Annotated in this window: 25 protein-coding genes and 1 pseudogene; 9 read left to right on the top strand and 17 right to left on the bottom strand. The window is 69.0% G+C overall.

The window, feature by feature from the left end; all coding sequences use genetic code 11:
* Positions 1 to 6: 6 nt before the first annotated feature.
* The 6 genes and pseudogenes from ABGB19_RS21320 to ABGB19_RS21295 form a co-directional block, all read right to left on the bottom strand.
* Positions 7 to 849, bottom strand: a complete 843-nt coding sequence (locus ABGB19_RS21320; protein ID WP_347687978.1) for an LLM class F420-dependent oxidoreductase — start codon at positions 847 to 849, stop codon at positions 7 to 9.
* A gap of 14 nt (positions 850 to 863) precedes the next feature.
* Entirely contained in the window at positions 864 to 1,742 is an 879-nt protein-coding gene (locus ABGB19_RS21315; RefSeq protein WP_347687977.1) for an LLM class F420-dependent oxidoreductase, read from the bottom strand.
* Between the two features lie 29 nt (positions 1,743 to 1,771).
* The gene (locus ABGB19_RS21310) at positions 1,772 to 3,265 is read right to left on the bottom strand and encodes an ATP-binding protein (RefSeq protein ID WP_347687976.1); all 1,494 of its coding nucleotides are present in this window, start codon (positions 3,263 to 3,265) and stop codon (positions 1,772 to 1,774) included.
* A 92-nt stretch (positions 3,266 to 3,357) separates the two neighbouring features.
* Positions 3,358 to 5,058 (bottom strand): FAD-dependent oxidoreductase, encoded by a 1,701-nt coding sequence (locus tag ABGB19_RS21305; RefSeq protein WP_347687975.1) that lies wholly within the window; start codon positions 5,056 to 5,058, stop codon positions 3,358 to 3,360.
* Between the two features lie 58 nt (positions 5,059 to 5,116).
* Positions 5,117 to 7,810 (bottom strand): annotated as a pseudogene (locus tag ABGB19_RS21300) (cation-transporting P-type ATPase); the annotation flags it as partial.
* Positions 7,811 to 7,814: 4 nt separating this feature from the next.
* Entirely contained in the window at positions 7,815 to 8,495 is a 681-nt protein-coding gene (locus tag ABGB19_RS21295; protein WP_347687974.1) for a universal stress protein, read from the bottom strand.
* A 312-nt stretch (positions 8,496 to 8,807) separates the two neighbouring features.
* On the opposite strand from ABGB19_RS21295, the gene infA reads away from it, so the two are divergent.
* The 8 genes from infA (at position 8,808) to truA (ending at position 13,491) form a co-directional block, all read left to right on the top strand.
* The gene (gene infA / locus ABGB19_RS21290; protein ID WP_003418601.1) at positions 8,808 to 9,029 is read left to right on the top strand and encodes a translation initiation factor IF-1; all 222 of its coding nucleotides are present in this window, start codon (positions 8,808 to 8,810) and stop codon (positions 9,027 to 9,029) included.
* Between the two features lie 26 nt (positions 9,030 to 9,055).
* Positions 9,056 to 9,169, top strand: a complete 114-nt coding sequence (gene rpmJ / locus ABGB19_RS21285) for a 50S ribosomal protein L36 (protein WP_003879483.1) — start codon at positions 9,056 to 9,058, stop codon at positions 9,167 to 9,169.
* A 150-nt stretch (positions 9,170 to 9,319) separates the two neighbouring features.
* On the top strand, positions 9,320 to 9,694 hold the full coding sequence (gene rpsM, locus ABGB19_RS21280) for a 30S ribosomal protein S13 (RefSeq protein WP_347687973.1): 375 nt from the start codon (positions 9,320 to 9,322) through the stop codon (positions 9,692 to 9,694).
* Positions 9,695 to 9,700: 6 nt separating this feature from the next.
* Positions 9,701 to 10,117 carry a 30S ribosomal protein S11 gene (gene rpsK, locus ABGB19_RS21275; RefSeq protein ID WP_264011143.1) on the top strand — a complete coding sequence of 139 codons (417 nt, stop codon included), beginning with the start codon at positions 9,701 to 9,703 and terminating at the stop codon, positions 10,115 to 10,117.
* A gap of 15 nt (positions 10,118 to 10,132) precedes the next feature.
* Entirely contained in the window at positions 10,133 to 10,738 is a 606-nt protein-coding gene (gene rpsD, locus ABGB19_RS21270; RefSeq protein ID WP_347687972.1) for a 30S ribosomal protein S4, read from the top strand.
* A 76-nt stretch (positions 10,739 to 10,814) separates the two neighbouring features.
* Complete coding sequence (locus ABGB19_RS21265; RefSeq protein ID WP_347687971.1) at positions 10,815 to 11,867, top strand: DNA-directed RNA polymerase subunit alpha; 1,053 nt, start codon at positions 10,815 to 10,817, stop codon at positions 11,865 to 11,867.
* A gap of 90 nt (positions 11,868 to 11,957) precedes the next feature.
* The gene (rplQ, locus tag ABGB19_RS21260; RefSeq protein WP_347687970.1) at positions 11,958 to 12,587 is read left to right on the top strand and encodes a 50S ribosomal protein L17; all 630 of its coding nucleotides are present in this window, start codon (positions 11,958 to 11,960) and stop codon (positions 12,585 to 12,587) included.
* A gap of 7 nt (positions 12,588 to 12,594) precedes the next feature.
* On the top strand, positions 12,595 to 13,491 hold the full coding sequence (truA, locus tag ABGB19_RS21255; RefSeq protein WP_347687969.1) for a tRNA pseudouridine(38-40) synthase TruA: 897 nt from the start codon (positions 12,595 to 12,597) through the stop codon (positions 13,489 to 13,491).
* 4 nt (positions 13,492 to 13,495) lie between these two features.
* On the opposite strand, the gene ABGB19_RS21250 is transcribed toward truA, so the two are convergent.
* From ABGB19_RS21250 to ABGB19_RS21235, 4 genes are all read right to left on the bottom strand, one after another.
* Complete coding sequence (locus ABGB19_RS21250) at positions 13,496 to 14,152, bottom strand: cutinase family protein (protein ID WP_347687968.1); 657 nt, start codon at positions 14,150 to 14,152, stop codon at positions 13,496 to 13,498.
* Between the two features lie 103 nt (positions 14,153 to 14,255).
* Positions 14,256 to 14,891: a cutinase family protein gene (locus ABGB19_RS21245; RefSeq protein WP_347688048.1), complete on the bottom strand. Its 636-nt coding sequence runs from the start codon at positions 14,889 to 14,891 to the stop codon at positions 14,256 to 14,258.
* 75 nt (positions 14,892 to 14,966) lie between these two features.
* Complete coding sequence (locus ABGB19_RS21240; RefSeq protein ID WP_347687967.1) at positions 14,967 to 15,731, bottom strand: cutinase family protein; 765 nt, start codon at positions 15,729 to 15,731, stop codon at positions 14,967 to 14,969.
* A 33-nt stretch (positions 15,732 to 15,764) separates the two neighbouring features.
* A complete protein-coding gene (locus tag ABGB19_RS21235; protein WP_347687966.1) occupies positions 15,765 to 16,784 on the bottom strand; it encodes an EamA family transporter in 1,020 nt (339 codons plus the stop codon).
* 75 nt (positions 16,785 to 16,859) lie between these two features.
* Here ABGB19_RS21235 and ABGB19_RS21230 point away from each other — a divergent pair, with 75 nt between their 5' ends.
* Positions 16,860 to 17,414 (top strand): CGNR zinc finger domain-containing protein, encoded by a 555-nt coding sequence (locus ABGB19_RS21230; RefSeq protein ID WP_347688047.1) that lies wholly within the window; start codon positions 16,860 to 16,862, stop codon positions 17,412 to 17,414.
* Positions 17,415 to 17,418: 4 nt separating this feature from the next.
* Here the strand turns inward: ABGB19_RS21230 and ABGB19_RS21225 are convergent, their stop codons facing one another.
* The 7 genes from ABGB19_RS21225 to ABGB19_RS21195 are packed head-to-tail and all read right to left on the bottom strand — an operon-like array spanning position 17,419 to position 24,538.
* Entirely contained in the window at positions 17,419 to 20,418 is a 3,000-nt protein-coding gene (locus ABGB19_RS21225) for an FAD-dependent oxidoreductase (RefSeq protein ID WP_347687965.1), read from the bottom strand.
* Positions 20,415 to 20,819 carry an SCP-2 sterol transfer family protein gene (locus ABGB19_RS21220; protein ID WP_347687964.1) on the bottom strand — a complete coding sequence of 135 codons (405 nt, stop codon included), beginning with the start codon at positions 20,817 to 20,819 and terminating at the stop codon, positions 20,415 to 20,417. Before ABGB19_RS21220 ends, ABGB19_RS21225 begins: the two co-directional genes overlap by 4 nt.
* Positions 20,812 to 21,834, bottom strand: coding sequence for a hypothetical protein (locus tag ABGB19_RS21215; RefSeq protein WP_347687963.1), 1,023 nt, complete (start codon positions 21,832 to 21,834; stop codon positions 20,812 to 20,814). Before ABGB19_RS21215 ends, ABGB19_RS21220 begins: the two co-directional genes overlap by 8 nt.
* Positions 21,831 to 22,103, bottom strand: coding sequence for a hypothetical protein (locus ABGB19_RS21210; protein ID WP_347687962.1), 273 nt, complete (start codon positions 22,101 to 22,103; stop codon positions 21,831 to 21,833). Before ABGB19_RS21210 ends, ABGB19_RS21215 begins: the two co-directional genes overlap by 4 nt.
* On the bottom strand, positions 22,100 to 22,558 hold the full coding sequence (locus ABGB19_RS21205) for a hypothetical protein (protein WP_347687961.1): 459 nt from the start codon (positions 22,556 to 22,558) through the stop codon (positions 22,100 to 22,102). The genes ABGB19_RS21210 and ABGB19_RS21205 overlap by 4 nt, the downstream gene beginning before the upstream one ends.
* Entirely contained in the window at positions 22,555 to 23,739 is a 1,185-nt protein-coding gene (locus ABGB19_RS21200) for a polyprenyl synthetase family protein (RefSeq protein WP_347687960.1), read from the bottom strand. Before ABGB19_RS21200 ends, ABGB19_RS21205 begins: the two co-directional genes overlap by 4 nt.
* Complete coding sequence (locus ABGB19_RS21195) at positions 23,720 to 24,538, bottom strand: hypothetical protein (protein WP_347687959.1); 819 nt, start codon at positions 24,536 to 24,538, stop codon at positions 23,720 to 23,722. The genes ABGB19_RS21200 and ABGB19_RS21195 overlap by 20 nt, the downstream gene beginning before the upstream one ends.
* Between the last annotated feature and the right edge of the window lie 63 nt (positions 24,539 to 24,601).

Below are 24,601 nucleotides of genomic sequence, written 5' to 3'. Positions count from 1 at the left end.
TGGGCGTCAGCCCTTCAATCCCAGCGGTTCGGCCAACTCGGTGAGCGTCGGCAGCAGCGCATCCCAGCCGCCGAGCACCTGGATCGCGACGTGGTCGGCGCCGGCCTCCAGATGCTCCTTCAACCGGGCGGCGATGTCGTCGGGTGTGCCGTGCGCGACCACCGCGTCGATCAACCGGTCGCTGCCGGGCTTGGCGACGTCGTCGTCGGTGAAGCCGAGCCGCTTCCAGTTGTTGAGGTAGTTCGACAGGTTCAGGTAGAAGTCGACGGTGTCGCGGCCGATCTTCCGGGACGTCTCGGCGTCGCGGGCGAGCACCACCTTGTGCTCGGGTGCCAGGAACACCGTCGGCCCCAACAGGTTTCGTGCCTCGCCGGTGTGCTGCGGCGTGGTCAGGTACGGGTGCGCCCCGGCGCTGCGCTGTGCCGCCAGCTTGAGCACCTTCGGCCCGAGGGCGGCGATCACCCGGCGGCTGGTCGGCACCTTCGCCGCGTCGAGCGCGTCGAGATACTCGACCAGCACGTCGTAGGGCTTGCGGTACTCCTCGGTGTGCTCGGGATGCCCGATCCCGATGCCGAGCAGGAACCGCCCCGGATAGGCGTCCTCGACGCGGTGATACGCCTCGGCGACCTGTTCGGCGGGCGCCGTCCAGACGTTGACGATGCCGGTGGCCACCTGCAGCGACTCGGTGCGCTCGAGCAGCGGTTCGACGTAGTCCAGGTCGCCCGCGGGTGAACCGCCGATCCACACCGCGCCGTAGCCCAGCTTCTCGATCTCGACGGCCTGCTCGGGCTTCGGTGTCCCGAACGTCCAGACGCCGTAGCGGCCGAGATCGGGCTTGAGCTCAGTCATGCGTTCCCCCTAAGTCACTTCAGGCCGAGCGGACCGGCCAGCTCGGCCAGCGCGTCGACCAGCTTGTCCGGTCCGGTGAGCACCTGCACGGGAACGTGGTCGGCGCCCGCGTCGCGGTGTTCGGTCAGTCGTGCGGCTATCTCGTCGACGGTGCCATACGCGACGACGGCGTCGACGAGGCGGTCGCTTCCCGGCTTGGTGACATCCTCGTCGGTGAAGCCCATCCGCTTCCAACTGTTCAGGTAGTTCGTCAGGTTGAGGTAGACCTCGAGAGCCTTGCGGCCCACCGCGCGCGCCTTGTTCGCATCGGTGGTCATCACCACCTTGTGTTCCGGTGCGATGAACGCGTCGGGCCCGAGCAGCCCGCGCGCCTCGGCGGTGTGCTCGGGCGTCGTCAGATACGGATGCGGGCCCGCGGCCCGCGCGGCGGACAGCTTGAGCACCCGAGGACCGAGCGCCGCCACCACGCGGCGGTCCTTCGGGACGCCGTACTCGTCGAGCTTGTCGAGATAGTCGGTGAGCGCCCGGTACGGCGTGCGGTACTCGTGGCCGGCTTCGGGATGGCCGACGCCGATGCCGAGCAGGAACCGCCCGGGGTAGGCCGCCTCGATGCGGTGGTAGGACTCACTGACCGGACCCGCGTCGGCGGTCCAGATGTTGACGATCCCGGTGGCCACCTTCAGGCTGGTGGTCGGCTCGAGTAGCGGTTCCACCCACGACAACTCGGCCGCCGGCGAACCGCCCGCCCAGATCGCTCCGTAGCCGAGGTCGTCGATCGACCGCAGTTGGCCGGGGCGCAGTTTCTGCCACATCGAGTAGTGGCCGAAGGCGCCGTACGTGCCGAGGTCGGGTGATGAGGACTTGTCCGAAGAACCAACAGCCTGGGCGGTCATGGTCGCTGCAACCCGTCGGCGTCGTCCGGCTATTCCGCGGCGACCGGAAGTTCGGTCGGCGTCTGCGCCAGGGGAGCGGGCGCCACCAGCGGCAGCAGGATGATGAAGCGGGTGTCGCCGGGTGTGGACTCGACCCTGATGTCGCCGTGGTGCTTTTCCACCACGATGCGCCGCGCGAGGTCCAGGCCCAGCCCGGTGCCCTTGCCGAAGGGTTTGGTGGTGAAGAACGGCGTGAAGATGCGGTCGATGATCTGCTCGGGGATGCCCGGTCCGTCGTCGCAGATCTCCACCCGGATCATGTTTTCGCCCTTGCGCGAGGTGCGAATCGTCAGCGTGCCCGCGCCGCCCATCGCCTGGATCGCGTTGTCGATGACGTTGCTCCACACCTCGTTGAGATCGCCTGGATAGCAGGAGATCTCGGGGATTGTCTTGTCAAGCTCCTTGACGATCTTGACCGGTTTGTCACCGCCGACCTTGTCTCCGAAGATGGTCTTGATCGTGCTGTGGATCAGCTCGTGCACATTGGCGGTCTGGTATTCGCCGCGGTCCATCTGCGAGTACTGCTTGGCGCCGGCGAGCAGCGCGGAGATGCGCTTGCTGGCGTCGGCGATCTCGTTCATCCGCAGCTCGGTGTCGATGGTGTACTTCAGCCATCCGATCGCGCTCTGCAGCGTCGCCGAGCAGTCCACGTCGTCGATGGAGGCCTCGACCCGCTCGAGCCAGTCGACGTCGAGGCCCGCCTCGACGAACGTCGGCGCATAGTCCCACGCGCCGACGATGCCGTGGTCTTCCAGCCAGTCGCCGATGTGCTCCTCACGGTCGGAGGTCTCCAGCGCGGACAGTTCCTGCGCCTTGGACTTGGCCACCTGCTCGGCGACCTCGTCCTGGATGCTGACCAGGACCCGCAGCGCCTCGGGGGTGAACTTGCCGTCGGCGAGCATCGCCAGCTTGTGGCGCATCTTGTTGACGCCCTCGCGCAGGTCGGCGACCGCCCGCGCGGCGGCTGCTGCCGGGTTGTTCAGCTGATGGGTGAGCCCGGCGGTGATGGTGCCGAGCGCCAACAGCTTCTCGCGCTGGCCAAGGATCTGGCTCTGGCGCCGGCCACCGACCTTGTGCCCCTCGAGCAGATGCACCGCCATCGGGAACTGCGACTGCATGAACGCGGCGAACGCGTCGGCGTCGAGGACGAAGAACCGCGACGGCTTGGTCACCCGCACCGACGCCTCGTAGACGTGCTCCTCGCCCGGGACGTAGGCCGACCAGGCGCCGCAGTAGACGCCGCGCTGGGAGGTGCGATTGGTTTCGACGTCGACGCCGCCGGAGCGCTTGGACATCACGAGTTCACCGTCGAGCAGCACGTAGAAGCACGTCGCCGGATCGCCCTCGATGCAGATCGGGCCCGGTGCGAAGTCGGCGATGTGCCCGTTGTCGCACAGGATCTGCAGCTGCGCGTCGGTCAGCTTCTCGAACAGGAACAGCGTGCGCAGTTCGTCCGGCAGGCATCTGCTTCCCGCGTCGCCCATGTCCGTCCTCCTCAGGCTTCCGCCGGCGGTGCCGGCAATCAAGCTTCCGCCGGCGGTGCCGGCAATCAAGCTTCCGCCGGCGGTGCCGGCAATCAAGCTTCCGCCAGATACCGGTGCACCAACATCACCGCCATCGACCCTTCGCCGACGGCGGCCGCCACCCGTTTGGCGGATTCGGAACGCACGTCTCCTGCAACAAACACACCCGGCACACTTGTTTCCAGGTGGTGCGGCGGGCGGTCCAACGTCCAGCCGGCGACCTTCATGACGTCCGGACCGGACAGGATGAACCCGTGGTCGTCCTTGGCGACGAGGTCGAGCCAGTCGGTGCGCGGCTCGGCGCCGATGAAACAGCACATCCGGTCGCATTTGACGCGTTCGGTGTCGCCGGTCTGCCGGTCGATCAGCTTCAAACCGGTGAGATGACCGTCCTCGCCGTACGTGTCGACCACCTCGGTGCAGGTCCGGACGAAGATCGTCGGATTCCTCTCGATCCGCTCGACGAGGTAGTGCGACATCGACGCCGCCAGCGACGGACCGCGCACCAGCAGCGTCACCGACTTGGCCTTCTGCGACATGAAGATGGCGGCCTGGCCGGCCGAATTGGCGCCGCCGACGATGTAGACGTCCTCGCCTTCGCACTCCGAGGAGTCGGACACCGAGGCGCCGTAGAACACGCCGCGGCCGATGTAGTTGCAGGCGTTCTCGTCGGGGTCGTCCCAGCAGCCGGGCACGTTGCGCAGCTCCCGGTAGGCGACGCCGGTCGCGAGGATGACGGCCTGGGCGGCGATGGTCCCGCCGTCGGCGAACTCGATCGTGCGCGCCGAACCGCTGTCGTCGGCGTGCAGCTTGACCGCCTTGCGCGTCGTGATCACCTCGGCGCCGAAGCGCTCGGCCTGCCGGCGCGCCGACGTGGTCAGCTCGGCGCCGGAGATTCCGGTCGGGAAGCCGAGGTAGTTCTCGATCCGCGAGCTGCGGCCCGCCTGCCCGCCGGTGGTCGTCTGCTCGATCAGGACCGTGTTGAGACCCTCCGATGCGCCGTACACGGCGGCGGCGAGTCCCGCCGGTCCACCGCCGATCACCGCGAGGTGGTACAGCTCGAGCGCCGGATCGGTCGACAGCCCCAGCATCGCGGCCAGCTCGGCGTCGGTCGGGTCGACCATCGTCTCGCCCTGCTCGGAGATGACCACGGGAAGGCGGAACTCGTCGAGCCCGGCGGCGTCGAGAAGCTGTTTGCCCTTGGGTTCGTCGGCCATGAACGAGCGGAACGAGTGCTGGTTGCGGGCCAGGAACTGGCGCACCTGCCACGACCGCTCGTTCCAGCGGTGTCCGATCACCTTGGTGTGGGGGATGGCGCGGTCGCCGGTCTCCCGCCAGGCCTCGATGAGCGCGTCGATGACGGGGTAGAGCTTCTCTTCCGGCGGGTCCCACGGCTTGAGCAGGTAGTGGTCGAGGTCGACGACGTTGATCGCGTCGATGGCGGCATGGGTGTCGGCGTAGGCGGTGAGCAGCACCCGGCGGGCCATCGGGAAGATGTCCATCGCCTCTTCGAGGAACTCGATGCCGCTCATCCGTGGCATCCGGTAGTCGGCGACGAACACCGCGACGGTCTCGCCGCGCAGCTTCAGTTCGTTGAGCGTCTCGAGGGCGTCGGGTCCCGACTCGGCGCGCACGATGCGGAAGTTCTCGCCGTAGTGGCGGCGCAGGTCGCGGGCCACGGCGCGCGACACGGCAGGGTCATCGTCGACGGAGAGGATCACGGGCTTGCGGGGCTGGGGAGTGGGGCCGGTCATCGTGATCAAGTATGCGCCCGTTGTCCAGCGGATATGAGGCGAGCAGTCGCCGGGCGCGCAGCCACTTGTCCGCGGCGACGGCCACGCTGACCAGGGCCGCGATCCCGACGACGCGCAGCCAGGCGTCGGCGCTCAAGGGCGCCGTCTGGAACACAGCGTTCATGGCCGGCAGGTAGGTGATCGCGAGTTGCGCGACGGCTTGGGTCACGACACCGACGACCAGCCAGCGGTTGCTGAACACGCCGACGCGCCAGGCCGAGCGGGTCAGGGAGCGGCAGCTGAACAGATAGAACGCCTCCACCACGACGAACAGATTCAACGCCGCGGTGCGCGCTTCCGGCAGCGAGGCGCCGTGGGCGAGCTCCCATTCGAACATCCACCACGATCCGGCGACGAGAAGGCCCGACACCAGAAGGATCCGGAACATCAGCGCCCGGGTGAGCAGCGGTTCGCCCGGATCACGCGGCGGGCGCGACATGATGCCGGCCTCTTTCGGCTCGAACGCGAGCATCAGGCCGAGCGCGACGGCGGTCGTCATGTTGATCCACAGGATCTGGGTCGGCAGGATCGGCAGCGCCGTGCCCAACGCGATCGCCACCAGGATCACCAGTCCCTCACCGATATTCGTCGGCAGCGTCCACGCGATGAACTTCGTCAGGTTGTCGAAGACGCCGCGCCCCTCCTCGACGGCGGCCTCGATGGTCGCGAAGTCGTCGTCGGTGAGCACCATGTCGGCCGCGTCCTTGGCCACTTCGGTGCCGCTTCGGCCCATCGCGACGCCGATGCTGGCCTGCCGCAACGCCGGTGCGTCGTTGACCCCGTCGCCGGTCATCGCCACGACATGGCCCTTCGCCTGCAGGGCCTCGACCAGGCGCAGTTTCTGTTCCGGCGACACCCGGGCGAAGACGCTGGCCCGCTCGACGGCGTCGGGCAACTCCTCGGTCGGCAGGGCGGCCAGCATGGCGCCGGTCAGGACGGCCCCGTCGGGAATCTCGTCGCCGTCCAGCAGGCCGACGGATGCGGCGACCGCGCTGGCGGTGCCGGCATGGTCGCCGGTGATCATCTTCACCGCGATGCCCGCGGAGTGGCAGGCGGCGACGGCCGGGGTGGCGGCGGTCCGCGGCGGGTCCAGCATCGCGTGCAGGCCGGTCAGGGTGACCCCTCCGGGGATGGCCTCCTCGTCGAAGGTATCGGCGTCGCCGACGATGCCGACTCCCGTCGCCAGCACCCGCAGGCCCTTGGCGGCGAGCCGTTCGGCCGCGGCCGACACGGCGGACCGGTCGATCGTCCGCACCGAACCGTCGCGCGCCATCTCGGCGCGGCACAGTTCGAGCACGCGCTCGACGGCGCCCTTGACGAGGACGACATGGTGGCCGTGGTCGTCGCGGTGCAGGGTGGCCATGTACTTGCGCTCCGAACTGAACGGAACCGTCGCGATGCGGGGGAGGTTCTCGCTGATCCGCTGGGGCGCCAGGCCGGCTTTCGCGGCGACGACCACCATGGCCGCCTCGGTGGGGTCGCCGACGACAGCCCAGCGCTGTCCGTCGTGGTGCAGCGCGGCGTCGTTGCACGCCGTTCCGGCCAACAGAGACCAGCGCAGTGCGGCGTTCTCGTCGATCGAGGCAGGCACGCCGTCCGGATCGAGCAGCGCACCGTCGGGTGCGTAGCCCGAGCCCGTCACCTCGACCTGCTCGTCGGGCGTCCAGATCGCGCGCACCGTCATCTGGTTCTCGGTGAGCGTGCCGGTCTTGTCCGAGCAGATCACCGTCGTGCTGCCCAGGGTTTCCACGGCGGGCAGACGACGAATGACGGCGCGGCGCTTGGCCATTCGGGACACCCCGATGGCAAGGGTGATCGTCACGGCGGCGGGCAGACCCTCGGGAATCGCGCCGACCGCGAGTGCGACGGCCGCGGTGAAGGTCTCCACCGCATCCTGCCCCCGCAGTAAGCCGATCGCGAAGGTCAGGGCGGCCAGGCCGAGGATGCCGACCGTCAGCACCTTGCTGAACCACGCCAGCTTGGCGGTCAGCGGTGTCGCCAGTGTCTCCGCCGCACCGACGAGGCGGTGGATCTCGCCGATCTCGGTCTCGGCGCCGGTGGCGACCACGATCCCGGCGCCGGTGCCGGCGGTCACCAGGGTGCCCGAATACGCCATGTTGCGCCGGTCCGCGACGATGGTGGCCTCGGGAAGCACCAGCTCGTCCTTCGTAACCGACACCGACTCACCGGTCAGGGCCGACTCGTCGGCGCGCAGTTCCGTCTGACGCAGCAGCCGGATGTCGGCGGGCACTTTGTCCCCCGCTTCCAACAGCACCAGGTCGCCCGGCACGAGCTCGTCCGAGGCGACCATGTGCTCGCGACCGTCGCGGACCACCCTCGCCTCGGTGTGCACCATCGCGCGCAGGCTCTGCAGCGCCGCCTCGGCCTTGGATTCCTGGATGAACCCGACGACGGCGTTGATGGCGACCACCGCGAAGATGACCGCGGAGTCGACATACTCCTGCAGCGCCGCGGTGATCGCGCCCGCGACGAGGAGCACATAGATCAGGGGATGGTGGAACTGGCGCAGGATCCGGCGCACCAGCCCTGAGCCCCGCGGAGCCGGCAGCTCATTCGGGCCGAACCGGTCGAGTCGTTCCCGCGCGTCATCGGCGGTGAGTCCACGGTGCGGATCGGTTTCGAGGAGGAGCACCACCTCGTGGGCGGACAGCGTGTGGTGGGAGTTGGCGGCACCGGAGGTGAGCGCGACCATCAGCTCACCGCCGGGGATGCGTCTCGCGGGCGGCGTCCTCGTCGGCCGACCGGGGCCCGGACGCACCCGCCGGTTCGAGCACGAGCACCGGCACCGAGGAGTTCTCGACGAGATCGGCCGAAACGCTGCCCAGCAGGCGGGCCGACACACCCTGGCCGCGCCGGCCCACCGCGATCATGTCCATGTCCTGCTGACGGGCGAACTCCCGCAGTGCCGGACCGGGAGCGCCGGTGAGCACCTCGGTGTGCACCGTGCAACCGATCCCGGCGTCGGCGGCCAACGCGGCCAGTCGCTGCGTAGCAGCGTCGACCTCGGCGCGGGTGTCGTCGTCGGCCGCCTCGAAATGCACGACCTGAGCCAGCACCAGGCAGCCGAACCGGGACCCGAACAGCTGCAGGAGCATCGCCAGCGCGCGCTCCGAATGGGCCGATCCGTCCAGGCCGACCAACACCCGAGGCCCGGAGGCCGTGCCGGACCGGCGCGGCGGCGCTCCCTTCGCGCCGAAGGTCGCCAACCCGGGACGGCGTTGCACGCGCTCCAGCGCGACGGGCACGAACAGCGGTCCGAGCGGCAGGGCGATCAGGATCCACAGCGGATCGTGTCCCCGGCGGGCCATCCACAATCCGGACAGCAAGCCCACTGCGGCCCACGCGACGATCACGACGATGGTAGTCGTTGGAGTCATGATTCGAGCCTGTCGGTTCTCGGGACTTCGTGCCAGGCCCACTTGGCCGCAGACGTAGGGCCGTTGGACCCAACCGAGACCCGAGGTTGGCGGCGATGCCCAGCGGTTTCGGTGATTTTGGGGCGAGCGCCTCAGCGGGTAACATGGACCGACGGTGCGGTCTTCGCGCCGACTCTTGCGTGCCCTGTTCTGGAATTTCTGGCTGCTGGCTCACGTTTTGTAGTCGGAAGCGTTTGCTGCGCCAGGAGCAGTATCCGCCGCTCGCGGCGGGAAGGCGCCAACGATCAGGACACGGAGGATCTCCGAAACATAATGGCCAAGAAAGACGGTGCCATCGAGGTCGAGGGTCGCGTGGTCGAACCCCTGCCCAATGCGATGTTCCGCATTGAGCTGGAGAACGGTCACAAGGTCCTTGCCCACATCAGCGGCAAGATGCGGCAGCACTACATCCGCATCCTGCCCGAGGACCGCGTCGTCGTGGAGTTGTCTCCCTACGACCTGTCCCGGGGCCGCATCGTTTACCGGTACAAGTAACTAGACCCAGAAGGATCGAACGAGCCGTGAAGGTGAACCCGAGCGTCAAGCCCATTTGCGATAAGTGCAGGGTGATCCGCCGGCATGGGCGGGTCATGGTGATCTGCTCAGATCCACGCCACAAGCAGCGCCAAGGCTAGTACGCGCTAGCTGCCGACAACTCAATGACGAAACCCCAGCACCACTGAGTGGATACGCCGCTCGACACGTCCGGCACGGAGGCCGGACCCCGATACGACGAGGGAACGGGCTGGGACCAGACCTCCGCATAGAAGAAGGAACACTGCCTGATGGCACGTCTCGTGGGCGTCGACCTCCCGCGCGATAAGCGCATGGAGATCGCCCTTACCTACATCTACGGCGTCGGCCGTACCCGGTCGGCGGAGATCCTGGAAGCCACCGGTATCGACCGGAACCTGCGCACCAAGGACCTGACCGACGATCAGGTGACCCAGCTGCGCGACTACATCGAAGCCAACCTCAAGGTGGAGGGCGACCTGCGCCGCGAGGTGCAGGCCGACATCCGCCGCAAGATCGAAATCGGCTGCTACCAGGGTCTGCGGCACCGCCGCGGGCTGCCGGTGCGCGGCCAGCGGACCAAGACCAATGCGCGCACCCGCAAGGGCCCCAAGCGCACCATCGCCGGCAAGAAGAAGGCCAGGTAACCCGAGATGCCACCTGCAAAAAAGGCCGCAGCAGGCCCCAAGAAGGGCCAGAAGACCCGTCGCCGGGAAAAGAAGAACGTCCCGCACGGCGCCGCGCACATCAAGAGCACGTTCAACAACACGATCGTGTCGATCACCGACCCGCAGGGCAACGTCATCGCCTGGGCGTCGTCGGGCCATGTCGGCTTCAAGGGCTCGCGTAAGTCGACCCCGTTCGCCGCGCAGCTGGCCGCCGAGAACGCCGCCCGCAAGGCCCAGGAGCACGGCGTCAAGAAGGTCGACGTGTTCGTGAAGGGCCCGGGTTCGGGCCGCGAGACCGCGATCCGCTCCCTGCAGGCCGCCGGCCTCGAGGTCGGCGCCATTTCCGATGTCACGCCGCAGCCGCACAACGGCTGCCGTCCGCCGAAGCGGCGCCGGGTCTAGGAGGAACTACACGTCATGGCTCGTTACACCGGACCCGCGACCCGCAAGTCCCGCCGCCTCGGCGTCGACCTGGTCGGCGGCGATCAGTCGTTCGAGAAGCGCCCCTACCCGCCCGGCCAGCACGGCCGCGCGCGGATCAAGGAGAGCGAGTACCGCCAGCAGCTGCAGGAGAAGCAGAAGGCCCGCTTCTCCTACGGCGTGATGGAGAAGCAGTTCCGCCGCTACTACGAAGAGGCCAACCGGCTGCCCGGCAAGACCGGTGACAACCTGCTGCGCATCCTCGAGAGCAGGCTGGACAACGTCGTGTACCGCGCCGGCCTGGCCCGCACCCGCCGCATGGCGCGTCAGCTGGTCAGCCACGGCCACTTCCTGGTCAACGGTGTCAAGGTCGACATCCCGAGCTACCGGGTGTCGCAGTACGACATCATCGACGTCAAGGAGAAGTCGCTGAACACGCTGCCGTTCCAGGTGGCGCGCGAGACCGCGGGCGACCGGCCGATCCCGGCGTGGCTGCAGGTCGTCGGCGAGCGTCAGCGCATCCTGGTGCACCAGCTGCCGGAGCGCGCGCAGATCGACATCCCGCTCGCCGAGCAGCTGATCGTCGAGCTCTACTCGAAGTAAGCTTCCCGTCCGCCCGGATGGCGGTACGGGATTTGCGGCATCAAATAGCGGGTGCCGTAGAGGAGGAAAGAAACACATGCTGATTTCTCAGCGACCCACACTGTCCGAAGAGGTCAAGGCCGAGGACCGCTCCCAGTTCGTCATCGAGCCGCTGGAGCCGGGTTTCGGTTACACCCTTGGCAATTCGCTTCGGCGCACGCTGCTGTCGTCCATCCCTGGCGCAGCGGTCACCAGCATCCGCATCGACGGTGTGCTGCACGAGTTCACCACCGTGCCGGGCGTCAAGGAAGACGTCACCGACATCATCCTGAACCTCAAGGGCCTTGTCGTGTCGTCCGAGGAGGACGAGCCGGTCACCATGTACCTGCGCAAGCAGGGCCCGGGTGAAGTCACCGCGGGCGACATCGTTCCGCCCGCCGGTGTGACGGTGCACAACCCGGAGATGCACATCGCCACCCTCAACGACAAGGGCAAGCTCGAGGTCGAACTCGTCGTCGAGCGCGGCCGCGGCTATGTGCCCGCCGTGCAGAACAAGGCGTCGGGCGCCGAGATCGGCCGCATCCCGGTCGATTCCATCTACTCGCCGGTGCTCAAGGTCACCTACAAGGTGGAGGCGACCCGTGTCGAGCAGCGCACCGACTTCGACAAGCTGATCCTCGACGTCGAGACCAAGAACTCGATCACCCCGCGCGACGCCCTGGCCTCGGCCGGTAAGACGCTGGTCGAATTGTTCGGTCTGGCACGGGAACTCAACGTCGAAGCCGAGGGCATCGAGATCGGCCCGTCGCCGGCCGAGGCCGACCACATCGCCTCGTTCGCGCTGCCGATCGATGATCTCGACCTCACGGTGCGGTCCTACAACTGCCTCAAGCGTGAGGGTGTGCACACGGTGGGCGAGCTCGTCGCCCGCACGGAGTCCGATCTGCTGGACATCCGCAACTTCGGCCAGAAGTCCATCGACGAGGTGAAGATCAAGCTGCATCAGCTCGGTCTGTCGCTCAAGGACAGCCCGGCCACGTTCGATCCGTCCGAGGTCGCCGGCTATGACGTCGCCACCGGCACCTGGAACAGCGACGCCGGCTACGACCTGGACGACAACCAGGACTACGCCGAAACCGAACAGCTCTAACCGGGCGAACACCCACCCCAGCTTCGCCCGCCCGAGTCCGTCCCGGTCCTACCTGATACGGGGATCGGCCCCACATAGGAGATAGTCGCAATGCCCAAGCCCACCAAGGGCCCTCGCCTCGGCGGGTCGTCCTCGCACCAGAAGGCGATCCTGGCCAACCTCGCCACGTCGCTGTTCGAGCACGGCCGGATCAAGACGACCGAGCCCAAGGCGCGGGCGTTGCGGCCCTATGCGGAGAAGCTCATCACCCACGCCAAGAAGGGCACGCTGCACAACCGGCGTGAGGTGATGAAGAAGATCCGCGACAAGGACATCGTGCACGTGCTGTTCGCCGAGATCGGCCCGTTTTTCGCCGACCGCAACGGCGGCTACACCCGCATCATCAAGGTCGAGAATCGCAAGGGCGACAACGCGCCCATGGCGGTCATCGAGCTGGTGCGGGAGAAGACGGTGACGTCGGAAGCCAACCGTGCCCGCCGGAGTCGCTCCGGCGCCGACGTCGGGTCGGGTGCCGCCGGCGCCCAGAAGGTCGCGGCCGCCGCTGCGCCGCAGGCCGCCGTCGAGCCCGAGGAGACCGAAGGTCCCCTCGCCGAGGATACGGTCGAGTCGGTCGAAGAGGCCCAGGCGGAGGATGCCGCGATCGAGTCCGCGCAGGAAGCCGAGGCTGCCGAAGAGGTCGCCGAGGAAGCTGAAGCCGACAAGGATGACGACAAGTCCTAGTGGTGCTGTGAACGAGCCCGCCATCGACTCCGATGGCGGGCTTGTTTCTTTGTCCTCCTCGCGTGTGGGGACTCGTCTTCGGCTCGATATCGCCTACGACGGAACCGAGTTCGCCGGTTGGGCGGCGCAGGCGGGGCAGCGCACGGTCGCGGGTGTGCTCGACGACGCGTTGTCGACGGTCTTCCGCACCGCGCTGGTGCTGCGCGCCGCGGGCCGCACGGATGCCGGTGTGCACGCCACCGGTCAGGTCGCCCATGTCGACGTGCCCCACGACGCGCTGCGGCACGCGTATCCGCGCACGACCCGACCCGGAGACAGCGAGTTCCTCGCGCTGGTGCGACGCCTCGGGCGGTTCCTGCCACCCGATGTACGCGTCGTCGACATCGCGCGCGCGGCACCGGGTTTCGACGCGCGGTTCTCGGCACTGCGCCGCCACTACGTCTACCGGCTGTCGACCGCCCCGTACGGCGTCGAACCTCAGGATGCGCGCTTCGTGACGCCGTGGCCGCGGCAACTGGACGTCGACGCCATGGCCTCGGCGTCGCGGGAGTTGGTCGGCCTGCATGACTTCGCCGCCTTCTGCAGGCACCGCGAGGGCGCCACCACGATCCGCGATCTGCAGCGGCTGGACTGGTCCCGCGATGGCGAGCGGGTGACCGCGCACGTGACCGCCGACGCGTTCTGCTGGTCGATGGTCCGGTCTCTGGTCGGCGCGCTGCTCGCGGTCGGTGAGCATCGGCGGGAACCGGGCTGGTGTGCCGGATTGCTGACCGCCCGGCAACGGTCCAGTGAGTTCGCCGCGGCCCCGCCGCAGGGCCTGACGCTCGTCGGGGTGGACTATCCGCCCGACGACCAGCTCGAGGCGCGCACCAAGGTCACCAGGGACCTGCGGGTCGTCGACTAGACGACTAGATGCGGCCCGCGATGAAGTCGGCGGCCTGGTTGACCATGCCGGCGCTGACGTAGGCCCTCGCCGCGTGGTCGGGCCAGTTGCCTTCCCAGGTCTTGGGGTCGGCCGGGCTGCAGATCGGATCGGCGCCGTGGCACAGCTCGATGGTGCGCTCGCGGTAGAGCGGGTTGAAGTTCGTGATGGGCCCGGCCCACGCGACGCCGTTTCCGAACATCGCGACGGCGGCGACGTGCCGGTCCATACCGGGCGGCAGCGGCTTCTCGAACCCCAGCGCCGCGATCGGCGCGGCCAACACGATGGAAGTCACGGCGGCGCCCAGCGAGTACCCACCCAACACCAGCCGGGTGTCCGGGCAGCGCCCCGCCATGTCCTGAATGCGCGAGCTCATGTCATTGGCGCCCACATCGATCTCGTAATCCGCGGGGTAGTTCACGGTGTAGAGGCTGACATTCTTGTCGGTCTTGCCGCGGACGGCGCTGATGAGCGCGTTGCCGATCACCCCCGCGCCGGGCGACTCGGTGCGCCCGCGGGCGAAGATGAGCTCCGCCTGCGGGCAGGACTGGGCGGCGGCGATGGGCGCGGCCCCCTGGTATGCCGGCGTGGCCGGCGCGACGATTCCGGCCGCCGCGAGTAGGACTGCCCCTACGAGAAGCATCCCCCGACGGCCCGGTCGGCGAACAAGATCACTGTGCACCCCGTCGATCCTAACGGAACTAATCGACGCGTAGGCAGGTAAATTTGCTGCCGCCGGATTTCGGTCAGACCAGTCGCGCCACGAATGCGGCAGCCTGGCCCGCCAGACCAGCGGCGACATAGTCGCTGTGCGCGAAGGGATTGCGGCCGCTCGAACAGATCGGGTCGCCGTCCTTGCACAGGTCGATCGCGCGACCCCCGAAGAGCGCCGCGGACGTGATCGGGTTGCCGAACTTCGTCGCGGGGTTGCCGAACACCGCGACCGCGGCGATGTTCGGTGACACGGTCGCCGGCAGCACGGGGCCGATCGCGCCGAGGCGGTTCCCCAGCGGCGGGACGCCGCCGAGCATGTCCACCACCGCCGCCCCCTGCGAGAACCCGCCGAGCACGAACCGGGTCGACGGGCACGCCTGCGCGGTGCTCGTGACGAAGGCGGTGGCGTCGGTGGCGCCGTCGGAGGCCAACGCGAAGTCGTAGCTCGCCGGATAGTTCACCCCGTAGGTCGACAGCGTGCGTGCGCCGAGTTGCGGGCGCAGCGCGTCCACGAACGCCTGACCGACACGGCCGATGCCCGGGGGTTCGCCGGTGCCGCGGGCGAATACGACCATGACGTCGGAACAGGCCTGTGCCGAGGCCATCGGCAGACCACCCGTCACCGGCGGCGACAACGCCGGTGCGACGACGGCCGCCGACGCGGTCATGGTGGCGGCTGCCGCGGCGGCAAGCCCGCGACGGAGGCGATCGAGATTCACGGCCTCAGATGATAACCGGCGTGGTCACACCCGACCGGCGACGAAGTTGGCGGCCTGCTGGACAAGGCCCGCGGTGACATAGTCGTTGTGCGCGAACGGGTTGCGGCCGTCGGAGCAGATGGGGTCGCCGTCCTTGCACAGATCGATGGCCCTGCCGCCGAACACGGACCGGGTGATCGGGTTGCTGAACTTCGTTGCCGGGTTGCCGAACACCGCGACCGCGGCGACGTTGGGGACGTAGCCGGCAGGCAGCGGCGGCGCCGATCCGACGTCGCCGATCTTGTTCCCGAGCGGCGGCACGCCGGCGAGCATGTCCATGACGGCGGCGCCCTGCGAATACCCGCCGAGCACGATGCGGGTGTCGGGGCAGTCCTGCGCCACCATCATCACCCGGTCGGTGGCGTCGGCCGCGCCGTCGGCGGCCGCGAGGAAGTCGTACGAGGCGGGGTAGTCGACGGCGTACGCGGTGAGCGTGCGTCCGCCGACGAGCGGGCGCAGCGCGTTGACGAAGGCGGTGCCCGGCGTTCCGAGGCCCGGGGTGTCGTCGGTTCCGCGGGCGAAGATGACCTCGATGTCGGGGCAGTTCGACGCCGGGGCCACCGTCGGCGCCACGGAGCCCGTCGGTCCCGGCGTCACCGCGGGCCCTGGCGCGTACCCGGGGCCGTGTCCGGGTTCGGTGGGTCCCGGAGCGGGCCCGGGTTGGGCCGCGGCGAAGGGGACCGGCCCGCCGACGAGCGCGGCGACGGTGGCCACGGCGGCGGCCAGGACCGAGGGGCGCAGCAAAGTCACGCCGACATACTCACATACGGGGTCGCCGATGGCCTAGCGGTTTGCCCCGGCCGGCTGCGAATCCTCGAGCGGGCCGTCCGGCCAGGTGGCCTCGGCGAGCGCCTCGGAGCGGTCGCCCGCGCGGGCCAGAACAAGCCCGACCAGGACGATCGCGCCGCCGACCCCCTGGGTCAGGGTCATCGCCTCGCCGAGCAACATCCATGCCGCCAGCACCGCGAACATCACCTCCGACAAGCCGACCAACGAGGCGAACCGGGGTCGCAGCCGGGCGATCCCCATGATGCCCAGCGTGTAGGCGACCGCGGTGGCAACGACGCCGAGCGCGACGACCGGCACCAGCCACGACGTCGTCCACCCGGCGACGACGGCATCGTTCGTCGTGAAGGTCAGCGGCATGGCGCCGGTGAGGCCGAGCAGCGTGACCACGGCCGAGCCGACGATCAGTCCGCCTGCGGCCAGGGTGACCGGGTCGATGCCGTCGTCGTCGTCCGCGTTGTTCACGTTCGCCGACATCAGGAAGTAGCACGCCGCGCAGACGGCCGCGGCCAGGCCCCAGCCGACGCCCACGAGGTCGATGGCAGAACCGGCGAAGACATTGAGCACCAGCATGATTCCCAGCACCGCAAGGGCGACGCCGGCCAGCGTCAGCGCGGTGGGCCGCCGCCGGCTGGTGGCCCACACCCAGCCCACCACGATGATCGGCGCGGTGTACTCGAGCAGCAGGGCGACGCCGACCGACAGGTGCGAGACGGCGTTGTAGTAGAACAGCTGCGCGCCGGCGATCGGTATCGCGCCGTAGGCCAGCACGGTCCTCGGGTGTCGCCGCGCTGCGCGGAACCAGCCGGGCCGCACCATCGTGGCGAAGATCGCCATCACCAGGGCACCGCCGGCCAGTCGGGCCACGACCGCGGCCGTGGGACTCCATCCGGCCGCCATCAGGGACTTGGCGAAAGGTCCCGACGAACCGAAGGCGACGGCCGAGCCGACGGCGAGGAACAGCCCGAGCCGGAAGTGGTCGACGGCCGGACGCGTGGTCGGCTGGGTCGCGGCCATGACGGCACCTCCGGGGTGTAATGAGTAAAATAATCTTTGGTGCTGACACTATCGACGAAGGCGGTCATGAGTCAAATGCTTTTCAGTCATGACACCGAGCTCACCCTGCGGGCTGCGTGTGTGCTCGTCAACAGCGACCGCGTCGACGGCGAGCAGCTGGGCGACATGGCTGCGCTGAACACCTACCTCGACGGCTTCGGCTGGACGGGGCGGCGCGATCACGATGCCGCGGAGCTCGAATCGGTGCACCGGCTGCGCGCTCGGCTCGGCACGATCTGGGCGGTGGCCGCCGACGAAGAGCGGGCCGTCGGCCAGGTCAACGCCTTGCTCAGCGACACCAAGGCCGCGCCGTGGCTGACCCGGCACCCGGAGATGCCGGAGTGGCATCTGCATCTGGCGTCGGTCCACGATCCGCTGTGGCAGCGGATGGGTGCGGAGATGGCGATGGCCCTGGCCGACCTGATCCGCTCCGGCGAGCTTCGCCGGCTGAAGACCTGCGCGGCGTCGGACTGCGAGGCAGTGCTGGTGGACCTGTCGCGCAACCGGTCGGGGAAGTTCTGCGACACCGGCAACTGCGGCAACCGCCAGCATGTGGCGGCCTATCGCGAGCGCCGCGCGAAGGGAAGCTGAGCGCTTACTGTCGGCCGCCCCACTCCTGGGGCGGTGGGACGTCGAGGATGTTCTCGGGCCCCGGTTTGTCTTCGGCGCCCGGCGATCGGCCTCGTCCCGCCTCCCACCATGTCGACGTCGGCTCCGGTGCATTGCGGCGGGAATCCTGACCCGTCTGCATCCCGCCCGCCGTGCCCGGGCCGCGATCGGAGAGCAGTGACCGCGGAATTCCGGGCGGCATGGTGTCGTCGGGGACGCGACCGAGCTTGGCGCCGAACGCCGTACCCGAGGGCTGATCGGCGCTCCCGTAGCGCCGTTCGGGTTCGCGCAGGAGCATGTCTCGGGCCGTGCTGCCGGAACCGGTGTCCATGCGGGTCGCGAAGTCGTCCTCCGGAGCGTCGATGAGCACCGGGTCCGGTTTCGGCGAGCCGGACCCGGTGCCGGATGCCTGAGTCGGGGACGACGGGTAGCCGTCCTGCCCGGGGGCGGCGCCCTGCGCGGCGCCGGCCGCCTGCTCGAGGTGCTGGCGCCACGTCTGCAGATAGGTGAACAGCTGCTGGGCGTAGTCGGCGGGTGGGCTCGTCCCCGGCGGGGTCATGCCGGGCATGGGCGGCACCGGCGGCGCGGCAGTCATCCCCGGCGGGCTCTGCGCGAACGGCACCGCGGACGCCATGGCCGCCGACGCCTCCAGGAGCTGGCGCCACGCCTGCAGGTAGACGAGCAACTGGCGGTTGAAGTCGAACGACGATGTCATCGGTGGGCCTCCCGTGGCTGGTGGGACAAAAGGTGGGATGCTGCCGGTCGGAGGTCCGGCCGAGGGGTCCAATGGGTGGGGTCTGGACTGCTGGTGGTATTGCGCGTCGAGGTTGCGCAGCGGGCGGGTGTCGAGGGGTTCTCGATTCTCCATGTCCACGACGTAGCAGTAATCGCCTGCCGGAGAGGGCATCCGAACGGGAATGGTCAGGCCCTGGTCGAGGAAGCCGTACGGGGATCGCCAACCGATGGTCGTCTTGGCGCGACGGTCGGCGCCCCCGGACTCGACCCAGATGTAGTGATCGAGGATCGCGTTGACGGCGTGGCGGCCCGACTCGCACGCCGCCTCCATCGACGTCATCCGGGTGAACGTCTTGGTCCACGTGCCCGCGAACACCACTGAGTTGTGATGCACCTGATAGCCGCCGTGGCGCGCTTGAAAGACGTTGCGCTGCTGCAGATCTTCGAGCCAGAACTGGTCGGACGGTTTGGTGGTCCATGAGGTCCCGTTCGGGTTCCACGGGTCGGGTCCAGGCCGGTTGTCCCAGTCGCCCACGATGGGAACGAGATACGGGGTCTCGTTGCGGATCGGCCGGCCGGCACCCTGTCCCGGGCCGCCTTCGAGGATCAGCCCCCTGTCGATCGCGTACCAGGCCGGCCACGGCAGCAGTGCTTCGGCGGTGTTGGCGACGCTACTGGTGAGCGCGGTGACGATCTGGCGCCACACCTCGGTGGCGATCTCGTCGGCGGTGCAGTCGCGGGCGGCCTTGCCCTCGCCGGACTGATCCTTCAGGTGCCGCGACGGGGTGTTGAAGTCGCCGATGTCGACCGACAGCACCGAGACGTGACCGTCGCGATCGAGGATCGGCCGTCGCTCCCACAGACCGTGCTGGTTGATCGACGACAGCGCCCACTCCGTGCCGGAGTAGTACATGTGCCCTCGGAGCAGCTGGAACTCGGTGTCGAAGTAGTACTGGATCCCGCCGAGAGTCTGGAACCGGTCCCAGGCCACCCGTCCCATGTCCTCCATCGAGTAGGGGTCGCGCCGCACGAGGGGGCGGGTCGTGGCGGGCTGCAGCGGTCCGTCGAGCGGTGGGGCCGACGTGGTGAAGCCGTCCAACTGAGCGACGGTGCCGCCGGTGCCGGCCGCGCGCAGCGCCGCGGTGATCCGTTCGGCCGCCGGGGCGTCGACGGCGACGACGGTGTAGTCCGGTGTGACCCGGGTGCCGTCGGCCAATCTCACCTGCGCGCGCGGCCGCAGGTGGGGCGGCTGCTGCGGGTCGGCGACGGGCGGTTCCAGGCACGTGATGTCGCCGCGGACGAACCGGACGCCGAGTTCGACGAGATGGCGGTACCAGTGGTCGAACCAGGATTCGGTGGTGGGCCCGTTGAGAACTCCGTCGGCCTTGTTGTCGCGTCGGTCCATCTGCAGTTGCAACTGGAGGTAGGTGGAGAGGTTGGTGCGGGCATCGCCCCAGTGGGTGTCGAACGCGGCGAGCACCCGCGGCATCTCCCGCAGCAGCGCATCGAAGCGGGGCGAATACGAGAACTTTTGCGCGTCCGAGGGGCGGTTGCGCCCGGTGAAGAAGTCGTAGGCGGACAGGTTCTGCAGTTCCGATGCCCGGCGCAGGGGACTGGTGACCAGGTACTGCACCAGCCTGCTGACGAAGGTTCCGATGTCCGCGGCGGTAAACCCGAGCTGGGTCAGTTGTGCTGTGGTGGTGAGGAATTCGGCCAGCGTGCGGGGCGCCTCGCGGGGGAAGACGAGCGATGGCTTGCCCTCGACCGTGGTGCCCTGGGTGACCACGCGTCGGACGTTGTCCATGATCGTGCGCGCGGTCGGCAGCCAGCGGACGGCGCCGTCGCCCTCCGTCGAGGGCTGATACACCGGGATCCGCTGGAACAAGTCCCAGATGTGCAGGTAATAGGCGGGGAAGAAGCGGAAGCCGTGCTCACCGGCGACCGCCCGCCCGGGATGACGGGGCTGACCGCGCCGGCCTGGAAAGGGGCGAAGCTCCGCCAGGCTGCCTGTGTACGGGCCCGGGGTGGAGTACTGGGAGGCGGCAAGGCCGCCGAGTTTCACGGGCGGGTAGCTCTGCGCCGGTTCATCACCGAGTCCGCGACGCTCGTCGGCGCGGGGTTCGTACACCGTCACCTCGAAACCGCGCTCGGCGAGTTCGTGGGCGGCGGTCAGGCCGGCGATGCCGGCACCGAGCACCGCGACGGTGCGACGGCGTGTGCACGACGCGGGAGTGGTGATCGCCTCGGTCATGCCGGCCCCGACCGCAGTGCGGCGAGCAGGGCGGGTTGCGATGGCGCCCGGACCGCGGCGTGCACATACGCGAGAAGCGTGTCGTGCGCGCGTTGGACGTCGTCGAGTGTGCCCCGGACGGCGACGGTGCCCGCTTCCACGGCCTCGCCCAGTCCGACCCTGGCGTCCAGTACGTCGAGCACGGCGGGCCGCGAGGTCGCGATCCGGGCATCCGCGGTGTCCGGCGCACCGTCACAGACCTCGAGGCGGTCGCCACCGCGTAACGAGAAGACCTCGCCGTCGACGCGGATCTCGACCACGAGCGGTCCGAGCCGTTCGAGCACCAGGCGGTAGCCGCCGGGCACCTCGTGCGCGAGGTGCTCGACGGAGCGTCGCAACAGCGACGAAACCTGTTCAGCCATGCAGTATCTCGAATACGCCGGTGCCGGCGAAGTGGACGGTCTCGCCGCGGATCGTGCCGCTCATCCGGGCGGTGCCGTCGACCTCGCAGAGCACCGTCGACCGGTCGAGGTGGACCTCGCTGGGCTGAGCCAGCCGTGCGTACGACCGCGGCTGGAATCCGACGTGCACCCAGTCGCCCGCCCGCGACGCGTGGATCTCGACGTGCTCTGGTACATCGGCGACGTCACCGTCGAGCAGAAGGCGCATCGGGGGCGGCAGGGTGCAATCCGCCGGCCGCGCCAGCCGGCCGCGTGAGCGGGTCCGCACCGACGCGTGCCGGAATATCGCGGCGGGTTCGTCGCGATGCCATACGTACAGCGCCTGGGACAGGCAGCGCAACCGTCGGCGGTCCGTCATCCGCAGGAACACCAGTGACCATGGGTCGCCGGGGTCGTGGGACAGGGCCGTGCCCCAGGTCCAGCCGAAGTCGTCGCCCCACCAGAACCGCCCCCAGTTGTGGTCGTGGTAGGCGGGCTCGTCCCGGACGGGATACTCCTCGCCGTCGATGCGCAGCCAGCCGTCGGCGCGCAGCCGTGGGACGAAGAGCCAGCACATCCGGCCGGCGCCGACGGGCTGGTTGTTGACCACGAACGGCATTGAGACGGAGGCGAATCGGAGGGCACCGCGGATGCCCTGACCGGGTATGTCGAGCTCCACCCGATAGCCGTCCGGTTCGATCGTCATCCGGTTAGCGCCGATGGTCAGGACACCGAGGTCTGCCGACATGTCCAGATCGGAGTCGCGATACCGCTCGATCGCGCCCGACCACCGCTGCTCGTGCACGATCGCGATGAGGCGAGGCGTGATACGCGGCTGACCGGTGGGGGAGGGTTCGCTGGTGAGGCTGAAGTTGATCAGGATGCGCCGCCCGGCACCGTGGATCACGAAGTGGTGCCATTCCTTGAAGCCGTCCGGCCCGGTGGTGGCGAGCATCGGTGCGCGCAGGAAGTCGCTCGCGGCGAGTACCGCGGTCATCGCAGCCATCTGCCTTCGGGAGGATCCGGCGCCGGACCGGCGGCCGACGACCGAGCGGCCCCCGTCGCCGCCGATCGCTCGACGGCTTGCCCGAGGCCGGCGAGGCCGAGCAGGACATGCACGAAATCGTCGTTGTCGCAACGGGTATCGGTTCGTCGCTGCCCGCCGGCGAGCAGGCGCACCATCCGGGCCAACCCGGCCAGACCCAGCAGATACTCGATGAACGTGCTCTGCTCGGCGAGTGCGTCGTCCGGATCGGTCAGCGTCACGCGAAGCCCTCCGGCCGGAGGCGAGCCAGGACGGAATCGTCGAGGCCGTGCCCGACGACCGCGTCGGCCAGCAGTTCGGCCCACGCGGTGGGTGCGGCATCGGGTGGCGCGGGACCGTCGAGGACGTTGAGGCTCACCGTCTCCCATATGCGGCGGAGGTTCTCGACGGCTTCCGACTCGACCAACGCGTCGCGCAACCGCGCGCCCGCGGGCGTCTCGGCGTAGCGGCGGCCCTCGGCGACGAGCAGGTCGTGCACTCCACGCGCGGCGGCGGGACTGCCGAGCACCGCGCGGCGCGCACCGATCAGCAGGTCGTACATCGACCGCTGGGCGTCGGTGGCATCCTCCGCCGGAGCGGGCAGCAGCCCGGGAGCGTCGCGCTCCACGAGGTCCAGCGTGAGCTCGCGGATGCGCTCCAGTTCGGCGAGCATGGCGACCAGAACCTCGGGGTTCATCGCGTCCGCCCGTGTACGTACTCGACGAGACCTGCCAGCACATCGCGGTGCCGGCTCGCGGGCAGCCAGTCCAGAGAGCCGAGGACGGCGGCCGCGTCCCGGGCATGTCGGGCCGCGACCCGCCGGGCATGCTCGAAGGAGCCCACCCGCTGCATCAACCCGTAGAGCCAGCGGACGTCGTCGAGGTTCTTCGGCCGCTCGCCGCGTTGGCTGCGAACGTGACTCGCGATCTCGGCACGCCCGGCCCGAGACAGGTCACCGCCGGCGACGAGTCGATCGAGCAGGTCGTCGAGCCGTATCTCGCTGTCGGAGCTCGGGCGGCACCTGCCCAGGATCTCGCGGGCGCGGTTGCGGTCCTCGGGCATCGCATTGCGCAACGCGTGCAACACCATCAGGGTGCGCTTGCCCTCCCACAGGTCGCCGCCGATCTCCTTGCCGTACTCCTGCGGGTCGGCCCGCAGGTTGAGCAGGTCGTCGGTGATCTGGAACGCCGCGCCCAGGTGCCTGCCGAGCGACTCCAGCGGCGCCAACTGCTCGGGCGGGGCGCCTGCGGCCACGGCGCCGACCTGCAGCGGCGTGATGAACGAGTACCAGCTGGTCTTCAACTCCACCATCTCGAGGTAGTGAGCGTCGTCGAGCTGCCAGGTGTTGGCGCGGACCCAGTCGAGCTCGATCGCCTGGCCCTCGACGGTGCGGCGGGTCATGTGGGCGACGGCCCGCAGGATGCGCAGCGCCGGCCCGAGCCCGACGCGCTCGACGTTGTCGAGAAGTGGCTGCAACGACAGCGAGAGCATGGCATCGCCGACATTGACCGCGACGGGGACACCGTGGTCGATGTGCAACGTGGGTTTGCCTCGCCGCCACCGCGATTCGTCCTCGATGTCGTCGTGGATGAGGAAGGCGTTGTGGTAGAGCTCGAGGGTCGCCGCGGTCGGCAGGATCGCTTCGAGCTGGCCGCCGAGCCCGAGGCACATCGCGATGCTCAGCGCCGGCCGCAGCGCCTTCCCGCCGCGCAGGGGGTAGTCGAGGATCAGGTCGTAGAGCGAGCCCGCCCGGTGCGTGTCCGGCGCGTAGAGGCGCTTGATCTCACCGTCGCAGACTTCCTTGCACGCCCCGAGGTAGTCCTCGAGGACGTTCGGCCGTGCCAGGACTGTCGTTCCGTCAGGGGATGGACTTGACACCGACAACGCCGTACTTGTCTTTGATCCGCGGCGCGAAGCTGATTCGGACGGCGAGCTCGACATTGCCGGTGCTGGTCTCGCCGATGATCTGCAGGCTCGGCGGAACGCTGACGGCGATGTCCACCGGTTCCTCCCCGGGCGACGCCGTTGCCGCGCCTGCGTGCGCGATCCGCTGGCGCCGGGCAAGGAAAATGAAGAAGGCCTTGTCACTGTCGGCGAGTTTGTCGACCCGATGCAGCGAATTGGCGTTCGCGGCGGCGAGCAGCGGCTCGAGAATCGAGTTCCCGCTGTCGAGCAGGCTGAGCCGGGTGAGACCGGCGGTATTGGTCAGCAGACAGGACGGTGCCCGGTACCCGTACTTCTCGGCTTCCACCCGGGCGTTGATGAACGCGGTCTGGAGCTTGGCCGTGGAGGCGTTCTTGTTGTCCTCGGGCGGGGGCTGTGCCGCCGCCTTGAGATCGCCGAGAACTTTGTCGTCGACGGCGTTCGCCAGATACACGGTCCGGGAGATGACGGCAGCAAGCAGGGCGTCGGGGGTCGGGGACATCGCTTGCGCGAGCGTCACCTGAAACGGCACCGAGAGCGGGGTGATCGGGATCGGGGCTGCGCCGAGCGGATTCGGGCTCGGTTGCGTCGGCGGGACGGTCTGGGCCAGGGAGGTGACGTCGCTGCGCACCACCGTCTGCCCCGGGTCCCCGGTGTCCCAGTGGGGGATCGTCTGCCAGGCGACGCAGGCCTGCTCGAAGTTGTCCTTGACCTCTTGATTGGCAAGAGCCAACCGTTCGGCACTGAGATACATGCCTGAGACCCCCCTCGACTTGTACCCCGATGATGGCAGACAAGATCACCGTTTGGTGGCGGT

The sequence above is a fragment of the Mycobacterium sp. B14F4 genome (assembly GCF_039871645.1).
Lineage (GTDB): Bacteria > Actinomycetota > Actinomycetes > Mycobacteriales > Mycobacteriaceae > Mycobacterium.
Note: the sequence above shows the minus strand (reverse complement) of the source record. Positions and strands in the feature narration are given on the sequence as shown.